The sequence below is a fragment of the Paenibacillus sp. 32352 genome (assembly GCF_002042965.1).
GTDB lineage: Bacteria > Bacillota > Bacilli > Paenibacillales > NBRC-103111 > Paenibacillus_S > Paenibacillus_S vulneris.
This window is the reverse complement of the sequence record NZ_MZNT01000009.1, coordinates 264,841-290,220: the sequence shown is the minus strand read 5'-3', so window position 1 is coordinate 290,220 and position 25,380 is coordinate 264,841. Positions and strand designations below refer to the sequence as shown.

Annotated in this window: 21 protein-coding genes; 2 read left to right on the top strand and 19 right to left on the bottom strand. The window is 53.0% G+C overall.

All coding sequences use genetic code 11. The features are described 5' to 3' along the window. Positions 1-24: 24 nt before the first annotated feature. Positions 25-1,398, bottom strand: a complete 1,374-nt coding sequence (locus B1728_RS21725; RefSeq protein WP_079912492.1) for a sulfatase family protein — start codon at positions 1,396-1,398, stop codon at positions 25-27. 258 nt (positions 1,399-1,656) lie between these two features. On the opposite strand from B1728_RS21725, the gene B1728_RS21720 reads away from it, so the two are divergent. Both B1728_RS21720 and B1728_RS36375 read left to right on the top strand, forming a co-directional pair. Next, positions 1,657-1,983 (top strand): SPW repeat protein, encoded by a 327-nt coding sequence (locus B1728_RS21720; protein ID WP_079912491.1) that lies wholly within the window; start codon positions 1,657-1,659, stop codon positions 1,981-1,983. Between the two features lie 101 nt (positions 1,984-2,084). Further along, positions 2,085-2,249, top strand: a complete 165-nt coding sequence (locus B1728_RS36375; protein ID WP_179136136.1) for a hypothetical protein — start codon at positions 2,085-2,087, stop codon at positions 2,247-2,249. Positions 2,250-2,329: 80 nt separating this feature from the next. On the opposite strand, the gene B1728_RS21715 is transcribed toward B1728_RS36375, so the two are convergent. The 18 genes from B1728_RS21715 to B1728_RS21630 all read right to left on the bottom strand — a co-directional run bounded on the left by B1728_RS21715 (position 2,330) and on the right by B1728_RS21630 (position 25,302). Continuing rightward, positions 2,330-3,406 (bottom strand): lactonase family protein, encoded by a 1,077-nt coding sequence (locus B1728_RS21715; RefSeq protein WP_079912490.1) that lies wholly within the window; start codon positions 3,404-3,406, stop codon positions 2,330-2,332. A gap of 75 nt (positions 3,407-3,481) precedes the next feature. Beyond that, positions 3,482-4,282 carry a polysaccharide deacetylase family protein gene (locus B1728_RS21710; protein ID WP_079912489.1) on the bottom strand — a complete coding sequence of 267 codons (801 nt, stop codon included), beginning with the start codon at positions 4,280-4,282 and terminating at the stop codon, positions 3,482-3,484. A 207-nt stretch (positions 4,283-4,489) separates the two neighbouring features. After that, entirely contained in the window at positions 4,490-6,220 is a 1,731-nt protein-coding gene (locus tag B1728_RS36540) for a collagen-like domain-containing protein (RefSeq protein ID WP_218672316.1), read from the bottom strand. 29 nt (positions 6,221-6,249) lie between these two features. After that, the gene (locus B1728_RS21700; RefSeq protein WP_179136135.1) at positions 6,250-8,610 is read right to left on the bottom strand and encodes an S-layer homology domain-containing protein; all 2,361 of its coding nucleotides are present in this window, start codon (positions 8,608-8,610) and stop codon (positions 6,250-6,252) included. 363 nt (positions 8,611-8,973) lie between these two features. Beyond that, entirely contained in the window at positions 8,974-9,564 is a 591-nt protein-coding gene (locus tag B1728_RS21695) for a DUF421 domain-containing protein (protein WP_079912487.1), read from the bottom strand. Positions 9,565-10,006: 442 nt separating this feature from the next. Then, entirely contained in the window at positions 10,007-11,404 is a 1,398-nt protein-coding gene (locus B1728_RS21690; protein WP_079912486.1) for a sulfatase family protein, read from the bottom strand. After that, positions 11,401-12,864: an ABC transporter substrate-binding protein gene (locus B1728_RS21685; protein ID WP_179136134.1), complete on the bottom strand. Its 1,464-nt coding sequence runs from the start codon at positions 12,862-12,864 to the stop codon at positions 11,401-11,403. The genes B1728_RS21690 and B1728_RS21685 overlap by 4 nt, the downstream gene beginning before the upstream one ends. A 37-nt stretch (positions 12,865-12,901) precedes the next feature. Further along, on the bottom strand, positions 12,902-13,717 hold the full coding sequence (locus tag B1728_RS21680; RefSeq protein ID WP_079912484.1) for a carbohydrate ABC transporter permease: 816 nt from the start codon (positions 13,715-13,717) through the stop codon (positions 12,902-12,904). 10 nt (positions 13,718-13,727) lie between these two features. Then, positions 13,728-14,669 (bottom strand): carbohydrate ABC transporter permease, encoded by a 942-nt coding sequence (locus tag B1728_RS21675; protein ID WP_079912483.1) that lies wholly within the window; start codon positions 14,667-14,669, stop codon positions 13,728-13,730. A 13-nt stretch (positions 14,670-14,682) separates the two neighbouring features. Continuing rightward, positions 14,683-15,687: a Gfo/Idh/MocA family protein gene (locus tag B1728_RS21670; RefSeq protein WP_079912482.1), complete on the bottom strand. Its 1,005-nt coding sequence runs from the start codon at positions 15,685-15,687 to the stop codon at positions 14,683-14,685. A 30-nt stretch (positions 15,688-15,717) separates the two neighbouring features. Then, on the bottom strand, positions 15,718-17,106 hold the full coding sequence (locus B1728_RS21665; protein ID WP_079912481.1) for a sulfatase family protein: 1,389 nt from the start codon (positions 17,104-17,106) through the stop codon (positions 15,718-15,720). A 49-nt stretch (positions 17,107-17,155) separates the two neighbouring features. Then, a complete protein-coding gene (locus B1728_RS21660; protein WP_079912570.1) occupies positions 17,156-17,962 on the bottom strand; it encodes a sugar phosphate isomerase/epimerase family protein in 807 nt (268 codons plus the stop codon). Positions 17,963-18,068: 106 nt separating this feature from the next. Next, positions 18,069-19,175, bottom strand: coding sequence for a Gfo/Idh/MocA family protein (locus B1728_RS21655; protein WP_179136133.1), 1,107 nt, complete (start codon positions 19,173-19,175; stop codon positions 18,069-18,071). A 235-nt stretch (positions 19,176-19,410) separates the two neighbouring features. Further along, positions 19,411-20,841 (bottom strand): sulfatase family protein, encoded by a 1,431-nt coding sequence (locus B1728_RS21650; protein WP_179136132.1) that lies wholly within the window; start codon positions 20,839-20,841, stop codon positions 19,411-19,413. Then, entirely contained in the window at positions 20,838-21,458 is a 621-nt protein-coding gene (cysC, locus tag B1728_RS21645; protein WP_079912478.1) for an adenylyl-sulfate kinase, read from the bottom strand. Before cysC ends, B1728_RS21650 begins: the two co-directional genes overlap by 4 nt. A gap of 674 nt (positions 21,459-22,132) precedes the next feature. Continuing rightward, on the bottom strand, positions 22,133-22,966 hold the full coding sequence (locus tag B1728_RS21640; RefSeq protein ID WP_377740329.1) for a carbohydrate ABC transporter permease: 834 nt from the start codon (positions 22,964-22,966) through the stop codon (positions 22,133-22,135). Beyond that, positions 22,963-23,829, bottom strand: coding sequence for a carbohydrate ABC transporter permease (locus tag B1728_RS21635; RefSeq protein WP_079912477.1), 867 nt, complete (start codon positions 23,827-23,829; stop codon positions 22,963-22,965). The genes B1728_RS21640 and B1728_RS21635 overlap by 4 nt, the downstream gene beginning before the upstream one ends. A 114-nt stretch (positions 23,830-23,943) precedes the next feature. Then, on the bottom strand, positions 23,944-25,302 hold the full coding sequence (locus tag B1728_RS21630; RefSeq protein WP_079912476.1) for an ABC transporter substrate-binding protein: 1,359 nt from the start codon (positions 25,300-25,302) through the stop codon (positions 23,944-23,946). Positions 25,303-25,380: the final 78 nt, after the last annotated feature.

Here is a 25,380-nt window from a genome sequence, read left to right as displayed (position 1 = left end):
ATCGTTCTATCAAGCCCAGCCGGGTCAGAACGGATTCGTCCTTACCGGAAGCGTCGTTTCCGTCTGCATAAGTCTATGAAGGAGCTTCCAGACCAGCTCCGCACGGACATCCTTGTATTCCGGGGCGTCCCAAACATTCTCGGATTGAAGGGGGTCCTTCCGCAAATCATACAGCTCCCCCTCCTCCCGGTCGCTCCAAACCGTCAGGCGGTAGTCATGACTGCGGAGCGTCTTCTCGAACACCTCGGCCGTATCGATACGGGATACCTCGAAGTTATGCTCGATCAGGGCGAAAGGCGGCCTGCCGGGGTCGTTCTCTCCCTTCAACAGCGGGAGCAGGCTTCTCGCCTGCATGGAATGCGGCTTCATGCTGCCCGTCAAATCGCAGATGGTAGGTGCCAGGTCGAACAGCTGAACGATATCCTCCACTACAGGTTTCGTTGGAGGCTGCCGCAGCATCCCCGGCGTTCGTATCATCATCGGGATCCGAATGCTCTCATCCTCGGACCTTCCCTTGCCCCAGCGTCCGTAATCGCCCAGAAATTCCCCGTGGTCGCTGGACAGCAGCACTGCAGTTCGGTCCGACAATCCCGATTCATCGAGATATCGCAGGATCTCTCCCACGCAATCGTCGACATGGGAGACCAGCGTGTAGTAAGCCGCTTTCTTTTGCCGAATCGCTTCCTCGTTGTCCGCCGTAATCTCGCAGTTTCTCGGCAGAGTAACTGCGGCGGGATCATACCGGTCGGCCAGATCGGACGGGACGATAAACGGGGAATGCGGATCGAAGAAGCTCGACCACAGCAAAAAAGGAGAGTCCCCGTAATACTCCATGAATTCTATGGAAGCCGTACTGACCCACTTGCTGTGAGAAGCCTTTGCCGGGAAGCGGCCTCGGGCGGACAGATGATCCGTCCGGCTTCTCACGCGGGTTGCTCCCGGCTCCAGCCGGACCGCCTCCGCATATTCGGGATAGTTGCGCTCCACCCACTGCGTATACGGATCCCGATAAGTGCCCCGCTCATCCGTAACCTGCAGAGTACGGTACCCGTAGCTCGGATGCGGTGCCGTATGATCGCGGTACGTATGATTCTGCACATGCAGCTTACCGATATGGGCGGTATGATAGCCGCGCTGGCTCAGAATATGCGGGAACGTGACCTCATCCTCCGGCAACCGGACGCCTCCGCCTCTTACCCGGTGGGCATGGGGGAACCGTCCTGTAAGGAGCGAGGATCTTGCCGGCATGCATGCCGGAGCGTTCGTAAACGCATGGGTGAACCGGACTCCCTGTTCCGCCAGCCGATCCATATTCGGCGTATGGACCTCTCGGTTGCCTGCGCAAGAGAGGGCATCCCACCGCAGCTGGTCCACAGTGATGATGAGGATGTTCATCATGGGATTACACCCCCTTTTTCAAAGTGTTTCTTAACGAAATGTAAGGGAAAGCGCTTAACCCTACCTGTTAAAAATATCTCCCAATAGATTCGTCAGGAGCTTCGAATAAGCAGCACAGGTTTTTGGTAACGTTACCGGAAACGTTACCAAAATTGTAAAATAATCCGCGATTTCTGTCAACCCTAAAAATGAAATCGCTTTATTTTTAGTAACCAACCGCCTATCTGCTACATATGATTGTAATGGGAGGTGCTTTGGATGAAAGTGAGAAGCGTCTTGATCTTACTCTTCGGACTTTGGTTAATAGTATCGCCTTGGGTATTCGGTTATACGGAATCCGGGGCAGCGTTCTGGTTCAGCATGGGTGTCGGGCTTATTCAGATCGCAGCATCCCTCTGGTCCATAAGCCAAGCAACGGGAGACTCGCTTCCTAACCTCATCACGGCCGTCACCGGTTTCTTCATGGCTATCGCCCCCTTCCTGCAACGAATAAATGACCATAAGCAGCTATGGCTCGGCGCGGCATTAGGTGTCTTCACGATATTATGCAGCTTCGTCAACCTGGGAACCCGAGGACGGGAATAGCCGCGATTCCGCCATCAGGATTACGATCTCATGAGCTAAGGATGCATAGGATCCCCCAAACTGTAAATACTTTACATAAATGATAAAGCCGAGGTGGAACTATGCTCCGTAATTTCCTTACGCTTCTCAAAGACTATTTCCTGCCCAATCAATTGGATAACCCGTTTCATTACTATGATGAATACGGTCATTACTCCTATTCCAAAATTGCCGAATTGGATTATGAGCCGATCAACGACGATCCCGACTACAAAAAGTTTCAATAGTATCGTCGCCGGAAGCGGCTTACGCAAACGCCAAAAAGGTCCTCTCCCTATCAAAGGGAAAGGACCTGTTTTATGCTTCCTTAGGAAGGCAGCTTGTAGTAGCGAACGCAGGTTGGTTGCGGAATCGAAATCGATTGCCCTGTTGCCGACAGCCTGCCGCTGACTGGGTCCACCTTAAAGACGTGAACCGAATTGGAATCTTTGTTGGCAGCCAGCAAATAACGTCCGCTTGGCGTCAGGCTGAAATGGCGCGGATGCTCGCCCCCTGTGGAAATATGCTGAACCAGGCTCAGCTTGCCGCTGCTCTTATCGATAGCGAACACGGCGATGCTGTCATGTCCCCGGTTGGAGCCGTACAGGAACGATCCGCAAGCGGAGATCTGCACTTCAGCGGTGCTGCTGGTACCGTTAAAGTCCTCCGGCAGAGCGGATACCGTCTGAATTTCCTGCAATTTGCCAGCCTGCCCATCGTAGGTAAATACGGTTATCGTCGAATTCAATTCGTTAATAACATAAGCGTAAGCCAGGGACGGATGGAAGGCAAAATGCCGCGGCCCGGACCCCGGAGCCAGCTTCACATCGTCATGCGGCAGGAACTTGCCCTGCTCCCGGTCCAGACGGTATACCTTGATTGTGTCCAATCCCAGGTCAGGGACGATCACGAATTGATCGGTCGGATCGGTATAGATCGAATGAGGATGCGCGCTTTCCTGCCGCTTAGGCACTACGCTCGAGCCTTCATGCCGTACCTTGTCCGATAGCGGGCCGAGCTGGCCGTTCGGTTGAACCGGGAACAGGTTAATGGTCCCTTCCGAATAACTGACGGTCATCGCAAACTTCTCCGCATGATCGAGATTGATATGCGTCGCCGATTTATCCAGGCTTGGCTCCTGTCCGGCCAAAGACAAGGCACCCGACTCCGAATCAATCCGGTACGTCAGCACGGCTCCGCTGTCCTGCCCTTCATCCGCTTGAGTATAGGAATACAGCAATCCCTTGGACTGGCTGACCGTCAAAAAGGTAGGGTTGATCAGACCCGACACGGTTTCGATACTTGAAAGCTCCCCCGATTGCTCGTCCAGCATATAAACGTGAATCCCCGGCGATTGTTTCCCCGCATAGGATCCGAAATAGGTAATCCATTTGGCATTTTCCATAACAGCATCTCCTAATCCTTTGGCAGTTTTAAGCTTATTGTACCCAATCGTTCCCTACATTGCCATGTTTCCGGGTTAGACCAAGGATACCTGCTCGCCGCCGCGAATTTCTAAGATATCCCCATCAACACTGATCCACACCGATTTAGCGGAAGGATTGTAGACAAATTCGCTTGAAGCGGAAAATTGAAGCTGGCGGAACGCTTTGAAATAGTCAACGATTTCGATATTCGTTGCATACCAGATATCGTCCTTGTTACTGATATATTGGCAAAAGTTCTCGATCAAATCCCAATTGTTATCCGTGTCGAACTCATAGCTATGACCCCATACGTACATCATGTACAGGTATTGTTTTTTATGCAGCTCTACGAAAGTCTCGGCCAAGCTCATTAAATTCCGCTTGTGGTGGCAGGTCGGCTTCCACTCCATCCAATCGTCAGGAAGCCCGAAGCCCCCGGTCGTCTCTACGACCCTGGCGTATTCGATGCCCAGATAGGGCAGCGTTTCTTTAATCTGGCGGTTGAAGGAGCCGTTAGGATAGGACAGCCCGCGAACCGTATAGCCTACCATCTTTTCCAGCGCCTTGCGGTCCTCCAGCACCTCTTCAAGCAGCTGCTCTCTCGGTGATCTCACGATCGTCGGGTGTGTGACGGTGTGGGTGGACACCTCTTGCCCCTTGTACAGCTCCGCGGCCTCTTCCTTCGTGATTCTGTCACCGGTACCCATCAAACCGGAATTAATATGAAAAGCGCCCTTGATTCCATAGTCGTTGAAAATCTGGACAAGCCTGCGGTCCGCCGCTCTCCCGTCATCATAGCTCATCGTCAGTACTTTGAATTTGCCTTGCGGATAAGTCATCAATATTTTAGGCATTCCCGTAACAGCCTCCTATATGGATATCCATAGTGTGCAAATCTACTATAGCTCTAGTTTATCACCGATAGCATATTGTGGAAATGATTTTAGCAGGATTGAGGTTTCCGGCTTGCCTACGATTGCAATCTTCCGGTTAAAATAACAAAAAAGCCGCTCAAAAGCCTAAGATGACTTTTGAACGGCTCTCCTCATTGCTTCCCGCCTTTATTTAAGAAAAAGATTCTCAGGAGCAGGCGTTACGGTAGTTATGCTATAGCCAGACTGGCCCGGTTGGCTGGCAACAACGGGGGTAAAAATACCGCCGCCGCCATTACCGCCATTGCCTCCGCTGGCACCGCCGCCATGACCGAACCCTACATAAGATGACGATCCGGCATTAGCTCCGCCAGCACCCCCATTGACTTGCAAGCTTCCGGTAACGGAGGGAGAGGTGGACGAGATGAGATGGATAATACCGCCGCCACCTCCGCCGCCTCCGCCTTCTCCGTCTCCCCCGTTACCGTCCCAGCCATTAGAACCGTTTCCTCCATTTGCCCTGATTGCTCCAGCAATGATGATACCGGTCTTGGCTCCAATAACGACAACACCGCCTCCGCCTCCGCCTACTCCATAAATCCCTGATGAAGGGGTTTGCGGATTGGTCCCGTTATTGCCATTCGCATTAATGGACCCCGAGCTGACCAGCCTAACGGTTCCTTTGGCCAGTAGAACAATAGCGCCTCCGCCTTCGCCTCCTGCGCCATCCGAATCCCTGCTCCCCGCTCCTCCTCCGGCAGCACCAGGCAAAGTCGCTTGTGCAGCTTGCAGATAGGAAAGGCCTACTCCGCCGTTAAAAACCCCTGCCCCGGCCAAGGAAACGCCGGAATTCGCGGCACCTTCCCCGCTATCCTGAGCCCCGGGAGCGACCGTAAGGGTCCCGTTAATCGTTATATCCCCTGTTGCCCGTATTACGGTTCCGCTTGGCACGGTAAGATTGCCCGAAATCGTGACCGAAGTAAATTGAAGATTCGTAATAGCACTGGATCTTCCCGTTAAATCCGTCGATGTTGTAACATTCCATGCCCCTGCGGATCCGTCTCCATACATGCTGACCGCATCTCCCGAACCGGCCGGCCCTTGCGGACCCGTAGCCCCCGTCGGGCCTACTGGACCTTGCGGGCCTATTGAGCCTTGAGGGCCGACGGGTCCGGTCGCACCAGGATCGCCTTTGTCTCCCTTGACACCTTGCGGACCTGCCGGACCGATATCGCCCTGGTCTCCCTTATCTCCTTTAGGCCCCTGCGGACCCGCAGCTCCCGTTGGTCCGGCTGCCCCTTGATCGCCCTTATCTCCCTTAGATCCTTGGGGGCCAACAGGTCCTGCCGGACCGGCCTCTCCTTGGTCTCCCTTATCTCCCTTCTGGCCCTGCAGACCCACCGGGCCTACGGCTCCCGTATCCCCTTGGTCACCTTTATCCCCTTTCGGGCCTAGAAGGCCTTGCGGGCCTTCCGGACCCGCCGGTCCTACGGCTCCTGTATCTCCTTGATCACCTTTATCTCCCTTGGGCCCCGCCGGTCCAGCCGGTCCCACAGCCCCGGTGTCCCCTTGGTCGCCTTTATCCCCCTTGGCGCCTTGCGGGCCTGCCGGACCTGCCGGTCCTACGGCTCCGGCATCTCCTTGATCGCCTTTATCTCCTTTGGGACCTTGAGGACCTGCATCCCCTTTTTGCCCTTGCGGACCTGTGGGACCTTGATCTCCTTGAAGCTTGAGGGTATACATCTTTTCGCCTGCATTACAGCTTGCTCCCGGCGCCAAAAAGCTCATTTGTCCGCCGGCGCTTACGCATACATTAATAGAATCAAGCAGCGTCGCTGCCGCTTGTGCCCCGGAGCCTTGATAAGCGAACGTAAGAGATACGATGGCCGCAGCCATGCTCCATTTACCTAGTTTTCTCATTGCGAATCCCTCTCCCGAATAAATTCCTGTTACATGAACTGAATCAGCCTCAGCATCCGGCCAAGCATGGTTGCAGCTTCAGCGCGGGAAGTGTAGCTTCCTGGCTTGAATTCCTTTTGCTCGTTTCCTTCCACAATTCCCGCTTGAATAGCCGCTCTAACATCATTTATTGCCCATGCTGACACTGCGGCTTCGTCAGCGAACTTTTGAAGAGCCGCAGCATTTCCTTCCGGCTGTACCGATGTGTACTTCATCGCTTTCATAAGCATTCCGGCCAGCTCTTCTCTTGTAATGTTCTGCATAGGGCGGAAGGTCCCGTCGTCATAGCCTGAGATCAGCCCCGCCTTGTACGCCGTGTTAACCGACGATTCATACCAGCCTCCTAATGCATCGGAGAACGGGCTCTGTTCTTTGGATTCGTTCAAGCCCAGGGCTCGTACCACTAGGGCTGCCATTTCGGCGCGTGTAATAGAAGCATCGGGGTCAAAGGCGGAATCGCTTCGCCCCTGAATCACCAGCTTGGACGCAAGCTGCTCCACGAGAGTCTCCGACCAGTGACGGCTTAGGTCTTCGAAGGAAACAGGACGGTCAAGGACTGCATATATACTTGTACCCTGCCGTTTCATCACGGCAGACCATTGGCCATCGACCATGCGAAAATGCGTCGGAACAAAGCTGAACCGGTTTGCATCGGGAATCCACCAGACGCCGGTCGCCGTTTCCGGAGGCTTCACGTTCCCTAGCCCCAGAGACCTTTCGATGTAACGGTGAAAGCTCGTGATAAATACTGACTGATGATTGTCCCCTATCACCTGAACTTCAAATTCCATCGGGTCCGTCAGGAGGCGCGCATTCATCTGCTGCCCCAAAGCTTTGATAGCCGCCAGGGTACGCTGATCCGGTTCACGGATGCTGATTTGCAGACTCACGGAGGTCTCCGGGAAGCCGTACGTCGTACTGTAAGCTTGTAAATCCAGCTCGGCTGCAGGCAGCGTCATAGTCGCCGTACCGGCTTTAATCAACAGTACCGTCTGAGGATTCAGCTGCTGAATCTGCTTCAAAATACCAGCCGGAATCTCGACCTTACCGCCTTCAGAGGATGTCGTGATAGTTACCGTTCCCTTCTGGATGTCCTCGACGGTTATGGTCTGCTTTTGATTCAACCCGTCTGTCGTAATAATTCCAATCTGGAGCCCGGGCGGTGTACCCGGAGAAGACGATCCTGATGAAGCAGGCCGAGAGCTTCCTCCTCCGCCGCTTGATGGGGCAATGACCTGAATTTTGGCGCTGGCGGTCAGTCCGCCGTACGTCGCGGTCAATACCGTCTGTCCGGGCTGAAGAGCCTTGATGATTCCGCTGCTGTCAACAGAAGCAACAGAGGAATCCGACAAAGCATAGGCAGCATATCGGGATACTGGGGTCATGCTTCCGTTGGAGTATACCGCTTCGACAACGGCGGCCTGCTCTTGGCCTCTTCTTATAACAAAGGATTCCGGGTTAAAGGTCAGCTTTGTTAACACATTCTGAGGGCTTTCTCCCGTGAAAATAACCGCTGCGCTCGAAGCCATCGGCTGTCCATTCACCATCCCGCTAATCTGCGCAATCCCGGAGGATAACGGAGCCTTCAGGATAGCCTGGTAATAACCGTGATTCACGTAGGTTGCAGAGAGAGTGACAGGGATAGGAGCCTGATTCGGGGCGTCCGCAGGAATGGCTCCAGCTTCAAGCTGAACTTCCATCGGAGAAGCCGATTCGGCATTGGGCCTCATGTATCCCAAAGTTCCGTAAAGCGGCGACACCATTGCCGTTTCCATACTCCCATAAGTGACATAGGTTACGCCGCTCAATTGCCCCAGCGTAGTTGAAAGCTGAAGAGAATCCGCGCGTTCAGCAATGTCATTTCCATGGCTGTCTTTAAGAAACACAGAGATGACCGTCTGACTCGCCCCATCCGCCGGCAGCGATTGCCGTTCCGCCACAATGAGCGTCTGTGAAGGAGAGACAGCACCCGCCGTAAAATTCACTCTGGCCATGTCAGAAATGACGACACCGTCTACATCCGCACTAATATACGCTACTCCCGACGAGACGGGTGCCGTCAGCACGGAGGTGTACTGCCCGTACACGGAGGCTGTAACCTGCGGATCCAGCTGGCCTAGAGTCGTATGAAATTTTACTCTGTCCGGGGAGACGGATAGATCGTTCCCGCTTCCGTCCTTCAAAATCGCAGATAGGATTGTGTGACTGTTTCCGTCTGCCAGCAGCACCGTTTCCTGCGCATACACCGAACCGATGACGGTCGCCCCTGGAGATGTATTATTGGCAGCAGCAGCGGAAGGATTAAAATGAAAGAAACCTGCAATCAGCAAAAAAGCCATAGCTTGGGCCATAACTTTCCGCAGCCTGACATTCCAAAAGCGTGTGGTATACATCTTAATTCGACCATATCCTTTCCTATTGGTTCATGAATCTAGTTCGTTGGTATTGCTCCTTATGGAAGCCTTCCTCCCATTCTTATGTATTATTTACATCAGTAGGAAATGAGTCCTACCATGCATTGCGATATTCATTATACATGAAGCTTGCATCATTGCTAGGTACATTATAAAAATTTTATACTTCCTCTATGAAAGCTTAATAGAAACGGACTCCCTCCTGTATTATTCAATGCAAAAAGGGACCGTTCTCGTCAAAAATGCTGACACTCGAACGATCCCTGCTATGTGTAAGTTGATAGGCTGCAAATCCTATCTTCATTCCAATTCGGGCTGGATAGGCTTTTGATGCCTATGATGCACGACTTCATCAAAAAGAGTTTCTTGCTGAGTGTTCTGCTGCGGCTGCTGCATGGGCTGTAAGGAGAGCACGAATTTTTCAAATTCTCCTACGGTCAGAGGCTTTGCATGCTTCATCCATTCGTAGCCGATCTGCCCGCTTATTTCCATGGTTGCTGTCTTGATATCGCTGATTGAGGAAATTCCTTTTTCCCGCAGCCTCGCTTCCAATTGGTCTACGGATAGACGAAGCTTCTTCAGATTAGTCGCTACAATCTGACCATCTTGAATAACGAGCGTCGACTTGCCCATAAACCATTTTTCAACCCAGTCGAATTGTACGGCAAGAAATTGAACCGTGAGCAGAAGAGAGACAAAAATGCACAGAGTAACAACGGTTTGCCAAAGCCCCTGACCGTCAACGGCATGTCCTATCATAGAAGCCATGGACAGCAGGGTGATGATTTCCAGCCCCGTCATTTCACTGACCGTTTTTTTGCCTAAGGCTCGTTGCAAGCAAAAGCAGACTAGCAGGACGGTCATAGCTTCCCATATAAAATTGAATTTCATATGCTCCTCCTTTACAGCAATCTATTTCCCTCTTAGACGAGGGAAGCATCGATCCCATCGGCGCACTTGTGTCTTGCCCATCCTTACAGTGTTCCCCCTGCGGCAGCCCTTTTAAACCTTTGTAAAAAGAAGGGATGCTTTTGCGAGCATTTCTTCCTATAAAGAAACACACCCGCGCAATACGCGGGTGTGTCTGTTGAAAAACCCATGGAGCCTGAACTATTGCTAACATACCTCATGTGGGGTATGCCCCTCCAGCCGCTGTTGAAACCCGAGAAGTAGATTAGATTTAGCGGTATTTTCACGGGTTTCAAAGGCGGACATAAACTCCTCGGAGGCATACCTCCCCACCCTATGCAGCATAGTTCGCACAAATAAGTTTTTTTTCAACAACCTGACCCGCTGCACGCGGGTTTGTTTCTTTTCCTACAGATCGACGACATCACAATATGGCATTATGCAGCAGCTGGTTGCGCATCCATTCATTTTGCACCAGGCCGTCACCTTCCGCTATCAATTGCTCGTACAGCCTGGCCCTGTATTGAATCAAATGCTCCTTGCAGCCGGGATCATTAACCCGGTTCGTCAATTCATATGGGTCCTGCTCCAGGTCGTACAGCTCATCGACATCCGTCGTGTTCCAGATGTATTTCCAGCGCTCCGTGCGCAGCATTCGTTGGGTGTACAGTCCGAACTGCTGCCCGTTATACGTGGAGACAACGTCCTTTCTCCAATCCGGTACCTCTTCCCCTTTTAACCAAGGCACAAGCGAGCGTCCATGGAAAAAGGAGGGGACGGGGATTCCCAGCAGCTCCAATAGAGTCGGCGGTAGATCCAGCAGATTGCTTACGAAGGAGTCGCATCGGATTCCGCCTTGCTGTATGACGTGAGGGTATCTCACAATGAACGGAACCTTGACGACATCGTCATATAAAATATAATGTTTATCCATCATCCGATGAGAGCCGCACATATCTCCGTGATCGGCTGTGAACACGACGAGGGTATCCTCAGTCGCACCCGACTCCTCCAGCGCTTGAAGCACTTTGCCGATAGCGTCGTCCGTCTGACTGATGATCCCGTAATACCTGGCAACGATCGGCGCCCAGTCCTCCCATGTAAAATCGTCCACCTGCCAGCTAAGCAGCTGCTGTTTTTGAATATACGGCTTGTTGAGGAACGTCTCCTCAAATCCGCCCCATTGGGGTATCGTCTCGGGCGCATACATGGATGCGAACGGCTCCGACGGCCGGCAGGGGAGATGCGGCTCCGTAAAATTCAGCTGTATGTACCAGGGAGATTCCGTCTCTCCCGAGGTCATCTCCCCAATAAGACTGCAAGCTTGAGCCGCTAACCAATGCGTCTGGGAATCCTCCAACGGAATCGGATTTCGCTCCCCGGCATATCCCGCATGAAACTGCACCTCGGGGTATTTCTGTTCAATCATCCTTTTGTAAGACGCGAAGCTGACAAAGGAGTCATAGCCATAATCCAGAGGAGTATACTCGGGATGAACATCCCATTTGCCGAGAAGCACGTTGCGATAGGACCGCTTCTGAAGCTCCCGTGGCCATGCGTACTCCATTGGGTTAAGCGCCGGAACGGGCAGGCCGTTTTTGAAATTCCATAACGCCCCGAAAGCTTCCGGCCTTCTGCCGTTGATGAACGACTGCCTGGCAGGACAGCAAGTAGGAATGGGTGTAAATGCATTCTCGAACCGGATGCCTTCCGAGGCAAGCCGATCGATATTCGGTGTCTGAACGGGGTATGAGCCATGATGCCCCACGCAGTCAAAGCGCAGCTGATCCAGCATAATCACTAGCAGGTTGGGCGTCTTCATGGCATTTTGATTCCGTAATTATTTTCTTTGGTCCAGTTGTTGTCGCTCATCTTCTTCCTGGCTCCGTCCACCATCAGCTTCTTCAGCTCGCTTATATATTTATCCAGGGTACTCGAGCCCTCCAGATACAGCTGGCCCAGCTTCTGATTATATTCGGTCACGTTCTTATCCACCTCGCCGGCATAAATATTGAGCTGCATCCGTTCGCCAACAAACTGAAAGCCCTTCAGCTTATCCGGAAGCGCTGCATTGGCAATGACAGGCGTGCGGTACAAGCTTTCCGCCAGCAGTCCCTGCACCTTGGGTGATGTCGTATAGGCGAGAAAATCGACGGCAGCTTCCATTTTTTCAGGTGCAATGGTTTTGGGGATCGCCATGTTCCCCGCTGGCACGCCTCCAATCTCCATCAGCTTGCCTATCGCATCCGGGTGATTCTCCTTGGTCAAATAAGGCAGCGGAAAGGCTGCCATTTCGAATTTGCGGGCGCTCGTTTCGAACAGAGCCTTGCTCTGCCCCGACGTGCGCATGACCATAGCGGCCTTGCCGCGCAGGAACAAATCTCCCGCTGTTTCGAAATCCAGCCCGTTGTAGCCCTTGGGCCAATATTTACTCCAGTTTTTGACGATGGGAAAGACATCCTTGAACGGTGCCTTTTCAATATCGATGATGCCCTGATCTACGCCTCTCACGTATTCGTTCACTTCGATAAAGCCGCTTTTATCTATATCCAGCTTATCGTACGAGCCGGCCAGCAGCTCCTCTGTCAAGATCCGGATCGTCCAGTTGTAGTTATAGTCGCCAGGCTTGGAGTTAGGGAACGCGAAGGGCACGACATTGATCTTCAGAAGCTTCTCCTGCGCATCAAGGAACTCGTTCCATGTCTTCGGTACATTCGTAATGCCTGCCTGGGCAAATAAATCCTTGTTGTACAAAACGCGGACCGAGTTAACATAGTTAGGGGCGCTGGCATAGGTTTTATCATCCCCTATCAGCTGCTGCAGGATTGTCGGAGGGAACAATTTCTCCCACGTCTGATCGCCGGAATAGGCTGTTTTTTGCTTATAATAGGGGGTCAGATCGACCAGCAGCCCTTTTTTCAAATCCTCTTGATCCCAAATATAGCGGGTTGTAAATAGATCCGGGGCCGTCTTGCCGATCAATTGGGTCGTCACCCAGGTCCGATGCTGCTCGACTCCGGCGAAGCTCTGCATTTGCAGGTTCACCTTCACTCCCGGATGCGAATCCGAGTATGTCTTTGCAATGCTTTCCCATGATTTACGCTCCGCTTCATCCCCATCGCTCTCCAGCATTACCATCACGTTCAATTCGATCGTCTTGCCCCCGCCGTTTGGAGCTTCACCGCCAGGAGCCGACGTATCGTTGGACGTACAAGCGTTAAGCAGCAGCATACCGGAGCTCATGACAATAAGCGGCATCGTCCAGCTTTTGCGAGCATTCAATCCCATCACCTCATCTATTCAAATCGCTGCATAAGTGCTAACCCTTCACCGCACCTGCCGTAATACCGGAAACGAACGTCCTCGTGGCAAACAAAAACAGCAGCAGCAGGGGCAAGGACGCTATGACATAGCCTGCAAACTGCATTCCCTGTACTTGATCCATCGGTCCGTGAACACTTCCGAGCGCCAGGATGATCGGTTTGACTTTATCCCCCGAGGTCACGACCAAAGGCCACACATAGTTGTTCCAGCCTAGCAGCGCGTTGATGACGGCGACGGTTGAGAGAATCGGCACTGACAAAGGAAGCGCGATTTGCCAATAAATCCTCACATCCCCCGCCCCGTCAACCTCCGCGACTTCAAGCACGCTTCTGGACAGCCCTTCAAAGAACGTTCGGATCAGCATCGTCGCCATAGCGGAAGCGCCGGCCATCGGCCCGAAGATTTGCGCCCAGTACGTATTGATCAGGCCCAGATTTTTGAACAGGATGAACTGCGGAATCAGGATGAGAAAGGCAGGTACCATCATCAGCATAATAATCAGGTAGTAGAGCACGCCTTTTCCAAAAAAAGAAAACCGGGCGAACGCATACCCCGCCAATGTCGAATTGACCAGCACACAGATAATAATGCCCGATGTAATCAGCAGCGAATTCCATAAATAAGGCCACAGCTGAACGAACGCTTGAGCGTAATTGTTCACGTGCAGCGGCAAGGACGGCGACCAGAATTGGTGGATCACCTGATCGCGGTATTTCAGCGAGGAAATAACCAGCATATAAAACGGAACGAGCGTCAAGAGCAAGAGCAGCGTCAGAACCGAATAGTTCGCTGCAGCACCCAGCCTCCTCATGATTCACCCCCTATTCTGCCTGATCTGCCTGCTTGGTAAAACGGTTTGCCGCAAGAGTGCATAGCAGCAATATGGCAAACACGACAACTCCGACAGCGGATGCGTAGCCGAGCTCGTTATATTCGAAGCCTTTTTTATATAAGTACAGGGCGGGCGTCAGAGTCGAGAACCCCGGGCCGCCGTTGGTCAGGACGAGCACATTTTCAAAGCTTTGGAACTGCTGGATAAAGGCAAGGATGAGAACCAGCCTGATCGGATTCCGAAGCAGGGGGAGCTCAATATGCCAGAACCGCCGCCAGCCGCTCATCCCGTCCATGCTGCCCACTTCAAACAGCTCCGCAGGAATCGCAATAAGTCCGGCCAGATAGATCAGGAAGAAGATGCCGGATACCCAAGGGAAGCCAATAAACACAATGGACCACAGCGCCGTCCCGCTCTCTCCAAGCCAGGCGTGAATCAGCTGCCCGAGACCAACTGCGTCCAGTAGACGGTCTAATAAACCATCGCTTACATAAATCCACTTCCACAATAAATAGACAATGATTTGTGGCACCACCATCGGCAGCACAAACATGAATCTGTAAAAGGATCTCGCGCCCGCCTGCCGGATGCGGAATACACCGATAGCAGCAAGCAGCGGAAACGTCAGTTGAATCAAGAGAAAGCTTCCGGTGAACAAAGCGATGTTTACGAGCGAGACGTAAAAAGCAGGATCATGGAACAACCGGTTGAAATTATCCCAGCCTATAAATCGGTTCACGTTAGCGCCGTTCCATTCGTAGAACGATTGAAGGAAAGCATGGACGAACGGCGTATATTTGAACAGCCCGATCGACACCAGAATTGGAGCCAGAAATAAATAGGCCTTCAGATGCTTCCCTAGCCGTCCAGTTCGGATGCCGCCTGATCGGGCCTTCACGGGATGATTCATGATAGGCGTCCGGTTTGCCATTCGTCCAACCTCCTTATCCTAGAGAAGGCACCTCAACTACGGCTCCTCCGGATTGATGGGAGCGGATTGCCGCCTCGATAATTTCCTGTGCAGCCAGAGCTTCGGCACCCGAGCCTTCGATGTCTTCCGGCGAAGCCTGCTCCTTCAGCTGCTCGATGAACCTGTTAATCCGGTTGCCGAACGTGTCGTTGAAGCCCTGCATGCCGCGCATGATCGAGTTTTGCATCACCAGCTTTTCGCTGTTTTGACGCGGATAATACGTAATGCTTTCGTATACGTTCTCGATGACGAATCTGCCTTCGTTTCCCGCTGCTTCGCACCACTCAATCGGATGCAGCATGGACATATCGTAGCTTCCCGTCAGATGGCCGACCGCACCGTTAGTGAACTCCATATTGACGCTGGCCGTCGACCAGGTTGCACGTCCCGGCGCTTTGGTCATAAAGGACTGGACCCGCTTTACATCGCCGAAAAAGTAGCGCATCACATCGATGGAATGCGGGTGCAGCGCCCTCATATGAAACCATTCGGTGAAATCCGCCTTGTTGTCAATCGTGAGCCGCATGTTCAAGAATAAAGGCGTGCCGAGCATATGACGGCCGATCCATTCTTTCCCCTTGGCCGCTGCGGGAGTGAAGCGATGGTTCAGGTTGCAGCCGAATCGCACGCCCTTGTCGGCCGCCGCCTTCACCATCGTGCGTGCCTCCTCGATGCTGTTCGAAATGGGCTTCTCGACAAGCACATCCTTGCCCGCATCAATAGCAACCATCACCGGTTCATAGTGATGGCTGCCCTTCTCTTCTCCTCCGGTCGCCACGCAGACCATATCGATCTCCTCGATCGCAAGCAAGCGCCGGAGATCGGTATAAGCCTTCACTCCATAAGCGAGGGCTGCTTCCCGCGCTCTGTCCTCCATGATGTCGCAAACCGCGACAAGCTCGGTATCCGGGTGCTGATGGTAATAACGGCAGTGAATCTTGCCGATATTATTGACCCCGACTACAGCAATTCGTATCATTGCGGCTGCCTCCTATACGGTTTCTCGGATCTACTTGCTCTTGTTCGCCTGGAGCGAACGGGCCGTAAGCGAGCTGCCTATATGCAGCGTGTCGTACGCTTGCTGGGAGGAGGTGAACGGAGCATCCCCTTTGCCATGCCATCCGAGGTTCGTGTACATCGGATTCGTCCGGCCGGTCTCCTCTTCACGGCGCGCGATATGCGCCTCCATCCTTGCGGTCAGCAGCTCGACGATTTCCGGCTCCTGATCGGCCACATTATGATTCTCCAGCGGATCTTCAATCAGATTGTACAGCTCGACCTCCGGCTTGAAATGAAAGTCGGGCTCCAGCGCCCGGATGAGCTTCCAATGAGGGGTACGCCAGCCGTGCTTGCGCATCCAGGTGCATTCCGTAATGTACAGCTCGCTGACTCGACGCTCCGGCTGACCGCTGATGAAGGACAGCAGGCTTTGGCCTTCCATCTCCAACGGCTCATCGACATCCAGCAGCTCCAGTATCGTCGGCATAATATCGTGAATTACGCTGACCTCCGACACCCTCTTTCCGGCTGGCACCTTTCCCGGAAATTTAATGATCAATGGCACGACCAGCGTGCAATCATACAGTCCATGATGGTCAAAGTAGCAATCATGCTCATACAAGGTCTCCCCATGATCGGAGGTGACAACGATCAGCGTTTCCTCGGTCAATCCCAAGGAATCGACAGCCTGAAGGATATTCTGAATGCCGGCGTCCATATAGGCTACGGCCCCGTCGTATTGGGCGCTCACATATTCTTGATCCGTGACCCCTTCCGGAATCCATGACTTCAAGAAATCCGCAAACGGCTTGAAATCATACACCGGCTCCATGGAATGATTGTCCGGGTCGCGCTCATCGCCTCCGTAAAAGATCCGTTCGTACGGCTTCGGGGGTAAATAGGGAGAGTGAGGGTCCATATGCCGAAGGAACAGGAAGAACGGCTTGTCGTCCTGCGCCAGACGATTCAGTTCGGGAATGGCTACCGCGTTCAAATTGTCCGCTTTCGGGCAGCGGCCCGTTTCATCGGGCATCCATGCCTCATAGTCCAAGTACTTGTCGAAGCCCCGTGACGAAGGATTGCCGGTAAAGCCTACGCAGGTCGTGTTATAACCATGCTCGCTCAGTACTTCGGCCAAGGTTCGGCCTTCCAGCGGCCCTTTATGTCGGAGGGCAACCACGTCGGTGCCGAAGCAGTCCCGGCCGGTAAGCATCGCAGCGTAGGCCGGTGTCGTAGGGATGCTCGGGCTGAAGTGCTGCTCGAACAGCACTCCTTCACCCGCAAGCTTATCGAGATGCGGTGTCGTCAATCGGGAATAACCATATGAGCTCATTCTATCTCTTCGCAGGCTGTCGATGCCGAGAAGGATCAAATTCGGCTTTTTGGGGGATGTGGACATAGGGTTTGCACGCTCCTTCAAATCCGTTGAGATGGGTTAACGGGGGCCCTTATCGGGCGCCCAGCTGCTTCAGGCAAGCATTCAGATAGCCATAGGTTTCGGCCGCAATGATAGAGATCTGAGCTAACGAGTGCTCCGGCTTGGCTCCTATCACTTCCAGGACGACCGGGCCGTCGTATTGATGGTCAACCATCGCCTTGCAGTAGGCGAACAGGTTAATGTCCCCGCGTCCGCACGCCTGCAGCTCGATAGGTCCCGGTCCCTGCTCACGTCCCCGGCAATCCCGGATATGTACGTGCTTCACCCTGCTGATCACGGCAGGCAGCGCATCCTCCGGGTTTTCCTTCGCCCGGTAAATATGGCTCGGGTCCATATCAATGCCGAATGCCGGGGAAGATACTTCGGCCATCGCTCTCAACGTAGTCGGCGTATCATGGATCGCTTGACCGATATGTGCCTTCACGCACAACGTAACTCCCAAGGCAGCTGCCTTCTCCGACATCCGCTGGAGCTGATCGACCGAGCGTTGGACATCCTCCTCCACGCCCGTTTTGCCCCCGGGACCGATATTGACGATAGGGATTCCGATTTCCGCCGCAGCCTCGAGTGCAGTTAGAAGCCGCTCCTCTTCCTTCACGCTGCCGAACTCCATCGACAGAAAGCTTAAGCCGTTATCCTGAACGATCGAACGAAGCTCTGCCGTCTGATCCCTCCAACGGGCCAGATCCAGATGCTCGCACATCCCTTGAATGGCTGAGATCTCTACGCCATCATAACCGCTAAGCGCAATATGCCGTGCTGCTTCGGCAAAAGTAAACTCTTTAAACAGTACCGAATTGACGCCAAGCTTTATCATATCGATTACACGCTCCCTTTTTTTCATAAGTCTATGGATTTTCGGAACGAACCACGCTCTCTTCCGATGGCTAGCATTCGTATATAGTCCGGGATGTAACTAAAGATTATTTCATAGTCAGCGGATCGCCGTGGAAGGCCGGCAGCGGATGAGGCCGGACTACTGCGCCGCCTTGCTCATACGATTCGATCACCGCATACGTATACTCCAGCACAGCCAGCGCATCCCGGCCGGAGGCGCGGATATGCTCCCGAGGCACTCCATTCGTAATATCTTCGAGGAAGGCATGCAGCCTATTGTTGAAGGTCGTGTTGAACTCCGTTACACCGGAGGACGTCACCTCCGGCTGCGGATGGGACCCGATGGCCGGAATACCTTTTTGCGCGCGCCAATAGGATACCTTTTCCACGCAGTTTTCAATGCAGAAGGTTCCCTTCGTCCCGCCGACCTCCATCGTCCACCAGCCGCCAAGCCCATAGGTCGCATCGCCCCTTTGACTGAGCAGATAGCCTGCGGCTCCGCTGGCGAACTTCACATGAATACTGTTGATGGATACTGTAATATCCCCGGCGCTTTTGCGGAAGCCCGCCTGATTGGAGAATGTCTGGATATGAGTGATATCCCCGCAGTAATAGCGCATAACACTGAAAGGATGGGTTAAGAACGCTTTCATATGAAAATAAGGCTGGCCTTTATCTTTGGGAGATTTCGGGGCCGAGTACAGCTCCTCCCCGCCGTTGAAGCCCATTTTGGCCAGACAGTAGACGGTTTCGCCAATATCTCCGGAGTCCATATACTGTCTTGCCCGTTCAGCGGGAGCGGAGAAATAATGATTCAGGTTGCAGCCGAGCGTCACCTTCTTCTCGGCAGCGAAGCGTACAAGCTCCCTCCCTTCACGGATGTCATTCGCCAGCGGCTTCTCTATCAGCACGTGCTTCCCGGCAGCAATGGCCTGCATGGCCGGTTCAAAATGCCAGCTTCCGTTATCGATCCCGCCGGTCGTTACATCGACGATATCCAATTCCGGCTCCTGCTGCAGCATATCCTCCAGACTGTAGTAAGCCCGGACACCGTACTTCTCCGCCGCTTTATCGGCCCTTTCCCTGACTACGTCACAGACTGCAACGACCTCGCCCAGCGGGTCGGAGGCATAGCATTCCGCATGCCGCATTCCAATCCCGTTCATTCCGACAATTCCGATTTTCAGTGCCATCGTTCGCGCCCCTCCACTTGCTTCGTCACCTAGAATCTGCAAGCGGGGACTGCACCACCTTTCCTGATTTAGTGTGCGAAACTTTTCTGCGAGCCTTTTTGCCGTGTGTCTGAGTTCTCTCGGTTCTGAGGTGCTGTAGCTGTTTCCATCATATTCCACCTGTGATTCCGCAGCATTGCCGATTCCGACATCCTTAGAGTCGATTGTGTCAATCGTAAGCCGGATGATGGTTGGTTTATCCCCCGTGCTTCGAGGCCGCATTCTCCAAAGCGTCGTAACGTTCCCTCTGCGGATTCTGAATCCACTCCTCCCACGTTAAGCCTACCTCGGCAAGAATGGCTTCAATTCTCCTGCGAAACGGCAGCTGCGCTTCATGAATTTGTCTCAGCATCGGGTCCGCTCTACCGGCTAATTTAGTCCTCACATAGTGATTCAGCTTCATCTCCAGCTCCTCGGCCAATTCCGGTTCCGCATCCGCTATATTGACAAGCTCTCCCGGATCATGGAGCAGATCATATAACTCCGTCACCGGACGCTGAAAAAGCCCCGGATCGTAATACCGGATCAGCTTATACCGTTCCGTCCGAATCGCCCTTGCCGCCTGCCAGGCACATTCGCTCAAAAAGACTTCGTCAAGCGTCCCCTTCGCCTCTCCCAGAATGGAAGGCCATAAGCTTCTTCCGTCGATCCCGTCCGGTACGGCCAGCACAGATGGGCTCATCCCCGATGAAGCCGCGCTTGCCGCCGCCTCCAATAGGGTCGGCATAATATCCGCGTGCTGGACAAAGCCGTTAACCCGCACCGCCTCCGGTATTCGTCCGGGCCACCGCATGATGAGCGGAACATGAACCGTTGGCTCATACAGCCCGCAATGATCCCAATAAATCTCATGCTCGGTCAAGCTTTCCCCATGATCTCCGAACAAAACGAGCATCGTCTCTTCCTTGATCCCCAAGTGCTCCAAGGTATCATCCAGCTCCCGGAGCAAATCGTCCAGATAGCGGATTTCGGCGTCGTACAGCGCGTTCATATATTCCGCATCGGTCACTGGGCCGAGCAGCTTGTAATGATGATGCTTGAAAAATGGATAAGCTGGATGCTCATAAGCCGAAGTCATGCCCGAGCCGTCCTTCCGGTAGGGATCCCTGTTCTTGCCGTAAAAAGGTTCGATATATTTCTCCGGAGGCAAATAGGGCGTATGGGCGTCCCAGTAATGGAGGAACAGAAAGAAATCCTCCTCTTGATGCTCCCGAATCCAGGGCAGCGCCAGATCGTTGACGGTACGCCCGTCAATCCATCGCTTGGGTCCGGAGCTGTTCAAGTAGTATTGATAGCCTCGGGCGAACCACTCCTTCAGGTTATACAAATTGTCTACGGCGCAGGTCGTGAACCCAGCAGCCTTCAGCAAGGAGGGCAGCCATTTCACGCTTTTGGGCAAGTAGGCCAGCTCGGAGCCGTGGGAGACGATTCCGCTTGATAACCCTATTTTTCCGGTAAAAATAGCCGTGTGTGCTACCTCCGTAGGGATATCCGCAGCATAGGCCCGCTCCATCAGCACGCCTTCCGAGGCAATCCGGTCGATATGCGGGCTTGTCGGTTTGTCGTATCCGTAGCAGCCAAGACGGTCGGCACGCAGCGTATCGAGAGAAATCATGATGATTTTCATCGGATGTTCCTCACCTCTTCGATCGCCTTGCCTTCGCCAGGCTGCTCCCTCCCGGCAGCAATGGCCGACTGCACGGTCCATGCTTCGGCCTTCCAGCGGTTTCTCCGCAGCCATTCCAGGATCTGCTCTGTATTCGCTTCTACCGAACGCTTCTCCGTATCGATGGTGAGATCCGGTTGTTCGGGTATCTCATAAGCATCCGAAATGCCTGTGAACTGAGGGATCTCCTGCCGTCTAGCCTTGGCGTACAACCCCTTCACGTCCCGTGCTTCACACTGCTCAAGGGAGCAGCTTACATACACCTCGACATAACCGTTCACATGGCTCCGCAAATAATCGCGCATTTCCTTATAGGGCGTGATGGCCGAGACAAGGACGGTTATGCCGTGTCCGGACAGCAAATTGGCAATGTAGGCTATGCGCTGAATATTTTCGAGCCGGTCGCTCCGGCTGAAGCCCAATCCTCTACCGATGGCCGCTCGGACGGCATCGCCATCCAGCAGCTCGACGGGGCGGCCGATCTCCCTCAGCCTCGCATATACTTGCTGCGCCGTAGTCGTTTTGCCGGAGCCTGAAAGGCCTGTGAACCAAAGTACACTACCGCTGGAGCTTTCCATGTACTCTCCTCCTCAGAGTTTTCGAAAGAAAACTCACTTCGTAAGCATTGGCTTAGTTTTCGTTAGAAAACTCACTTCGTAAGCGTTGGCTTCGTTTTCGTCAGAAAACTCACTTTCGTAAGCGTTGACTTCGTTTTCGTAAGAAAACTCTGAATTTGTTGAGAAACCCAATCAAGAAGGTGGTTGTGTACTCCGGTGGGGTATTCCCTTCCGGCCGCTGTTGTTATCAGGAAATTGTTAATTATATCTTTGCAGAGGTTAATTCCTGATAACAAAGGCGGACGCTATCGCTCCTCCAGGGGACACCCCACCTCCGCCATCAACTTTTCCTAGTAACCCAAAGCACTTGAAATGTTGCTACTATACTCCAGTGAGATATGCCCCTCCAGCCGCTGTTGAAATCCGTGAATTTGATTAGACTTAGGGGTATTTTCACGAATTTCAAAGACGGACGTAAACTCCTCCGAGGCATACCCCACTTCCCTATTTAGCAAATTTCTCGAAGATTTGGATTCTCCACAGAGTTTTATTCCAAAACTCCTTAGTAAGCAGCCGCATAGAGTTTTCTAACGAAAACCAGCTTCTTATCTCCTTCAGTTTACTTCGCTCCAGAGCAGGCTTCATTGTGCATTACGCCATTCGAATGGTCGATGCGGCCGGAAATCCGCTGATGGCTAGCCCTTAACAGAGCCGGCCGTCATACCGGCGACGATCTTTTTGTTGAAGAAAATAAACAGAATCAGAGGAGGGATGGAAATCAGCACTACATCGGCAAACAGCAGGTTCCAGGACGTGATGTACATACTCATAAAGTTGTACAGTGTAAGCTGGACGGTCGCGTTCTCCGAGCCGGGCAGGAAATAGAGCGGATTGACGAAATCATTGAACACGCTGACGGATTGGATAATGATGATGGTCGAAGATACGGGCTTTAGTAATGGAAAAATGATATGAGTAAACAGCTTGAAGCCGCCGCAGCCGTCGATGAACGCACTTTCGTCAATATCCCGGGGAATCGTGGCCGTAAAGGCTTTATACAGGATGGCGCAGAATGGAAAATGCAGGGCGATTTCGACCAAGGTAAGCCCCGGCAGCGTCTTGAACAGCCCTACGGAGTTGAGCACCCATATCGTAGGCACGACAGCAGGGGGAATCATCAAGCCGGCCAGCACCAGGAAGTTGAGCGTCGCCGCGCCCCTCCCCTTCTCCCTCCGCTGTAGGACGAAGCCTGCCAGCGAGCTGACAATGACCAGCCCTGCAATAGATAGAACGGTCAGGAGCGTACTGTTGTAAAACGCCCGAACCAGCATATGATCCGCCGCCTGCAGCACCGCTCTATAATTCTCGACAATATGAAAGGAATCGGGCCAAGCCATGCTCATATCCGCCGCTTTGGTCGGAGATTTGAAGGAGTTAATAATGACGAAGTAGAAGGGCACCCAGAAAATAACGGTCGATATCACGAGCATGAGAATGCTGACGACCGTCTTTTGCACGACACGATTCACAGGTCCACCTCTCTTCTGTTCAAAAACATGTAGAGTGGAAATGCCAGGACCGAAATGGCAATGAACAGGATGACATTCCCTGCGGTAGCCAATCCGTAGAAGCCTGCCTGATACTGCTTGTAAATAATGGAAGCGATAAGGTCGGTTGAGAAGCCGGGCCCGCCCTTCGTCATGGCCCAAATCAGGTCAAACGTACGTAATCCGCCAATGAACGCGAGAATGATGACGGAGTTCATAGCAGGTCGGCTGAGCGGCAAAGTAATATGCCAGAAACCGCGGAACGCGCTTCCTCCGTCTATTTTCAAAGCCTCATAGTAATGCTGGGGGATGGACATGATGCCGGCGATGTAAATGACCGTTGCGATACCGACGCCCTTCCAGACGTCAACGAGCGCTACGGACAGAAGCGCGATGCTGGTATTCCCCAGCCAGTCGGGTCCATTGATGCCCATGGCGGCAAGTGCGGTATTAATAACCCCTTGCGTCGGATGCATCATCGTGCTGAAGGCGATCCCGACGGCAATCGTACTAAGCAGAGTCGGGAAAAACACCATCGACCGGAAGTAATCCTTAAACCAGATTCGCGACGTCAGCAGCGTTGCGAGCAGCAGGGCTAGAATCACCTTGAGGCCGCAGGTCACAACGGCGAAGATTAGCGTATTTTTGAAACCGATCTTCAAGGAGGACTCATCAAAAAACATGATGTAATTGTCCAGCCCGATGAACTGCCATTTGGTCAGTGTCCAGCGGGTCAAGCTGAAAAACAGCGACATGATGGTCGGAAGCAGATAAAAGACGAAGTAAATGATCCCGGCCGGAAGCAGAAACAAGTAGGAGTACATTTTCTTTTGGGTAAGCGTCATCTGGATCCTATCCTTTCATGTGGATAAAATTCGGCCCTGCCGTGATGCGCAGGGCCGGATAGGCTGCGGTTAGAGAACCCCGCGAGCAAGCAGCTGTATCCCAATCAATGAATCTTACCACCCTGGAAGATTAAGCTGCTGCGCCTGCTTCTTGACATCCTTATCGTAGTCGGCGGCCCCTTCGGCTGCTGTTTTTTGCCCGGTTCCGACTTCGATCAATATGCTCTCCAGGTTAGGGCCCTTAACTGGCGAGATGAATTCCAGCGCCGGCAGTGTCTTTCCGTTATCAAAGTAAGTCTGCATATCCTTGACCGCTTGATATGCGTCGTCCGGAACCTGAATGCCCTTGACGACGAAAGGGCCGTTCGCCTTGCTTTTGGACATATAGGCTTTCTGGCCTTCCGGGGAAATCAGGAACTCGATGAACTTTTTGGCAGCGTCGATGTTCTTGCTCTTCTTATTAATGTAATAAGAGCTTGGCATCCATACGGTGAATCCGTTCAGGCTTGCATTATCGCTCGGAATCGGAAACACGCCGATATCTTGGACTTTATCCGGAAAGTTTTGAGCCAGAGCATCGATAGCGCTGGTCAGCATCGGGTACTGGACGCCGCTGCCTTCGGCAAGCATTTTAAGCCCCGTATCATAGGTCGTCGCCAGAAAATCCTTATTGTAGTAGCCTTTTTTGAACACCTCGCTGGTCATCTCAAACCCGCGAAGCGCCGCCGGCGTCGTCGCATATTTGGCTTTGTTCTCCGTATAATCCTTGGCAAATGTCGGTACCTGCGACTGCACGTTATAATGATTGGCTAGCACGAACAGTTGTGAGGTCCATGTCGTTTTGTAGGACCCGATGATAGCGGTTTTCCCTGAGGCCTTGATTTTATCGCTGTTGGCTATGAATTCAGCCCATGTTTTGGGAACGGACAGCCCCAGCTCGGCATAAACCTTTTTGTTATACAAAATGCCGCCGACATTGGAGGAACCGCCGGGCACCCCGAATACTTTGCCGTTGGAGCTGATCGTCTCCTTGTACGAATCCAGCAGATTCGCCATGTACGGCTCTTTTGACAGATCGACGAAATTTTCTTCCGGATTCAAGGCTTGCAGCAGCGACCCCGAGTTATATAACAAAATATCGGCCATTTCTCCCGTTGCCAATCGCGTCTTAACCAGGTTGTCCCCTTCGGTGCCGTCCGGCTTAATGTCGAATTTGATCTTGATGTTCAGCTTTTTTTCCGCTTCCGCTGCAACCGCTTGGGTGGCAGGATAGGCTGTTCCGGTCGAGCCAATGAGAAGAGTCAGTGTAGTCGGTTCATTCGTTTTGCCTGCCGAGGGGGCTGTGGAAGGGGCGCTGCCGCCGGGGGCTGAGGTCCCTCCGCCTGAAGTCTGGCCTGAAGAGCTGCATCCAGCCGCAAGCACCGAAATCAAGGCCGCATAGGAAACAACCGTGAAGAGTTGGGTTCGTTTCATCTTTCTTTCCTCCCTTAGTGTTTGTCTGAAGGAATAACCTGCTTCGTAATCATTCGCTTATTGAGAAGAGCATACCCG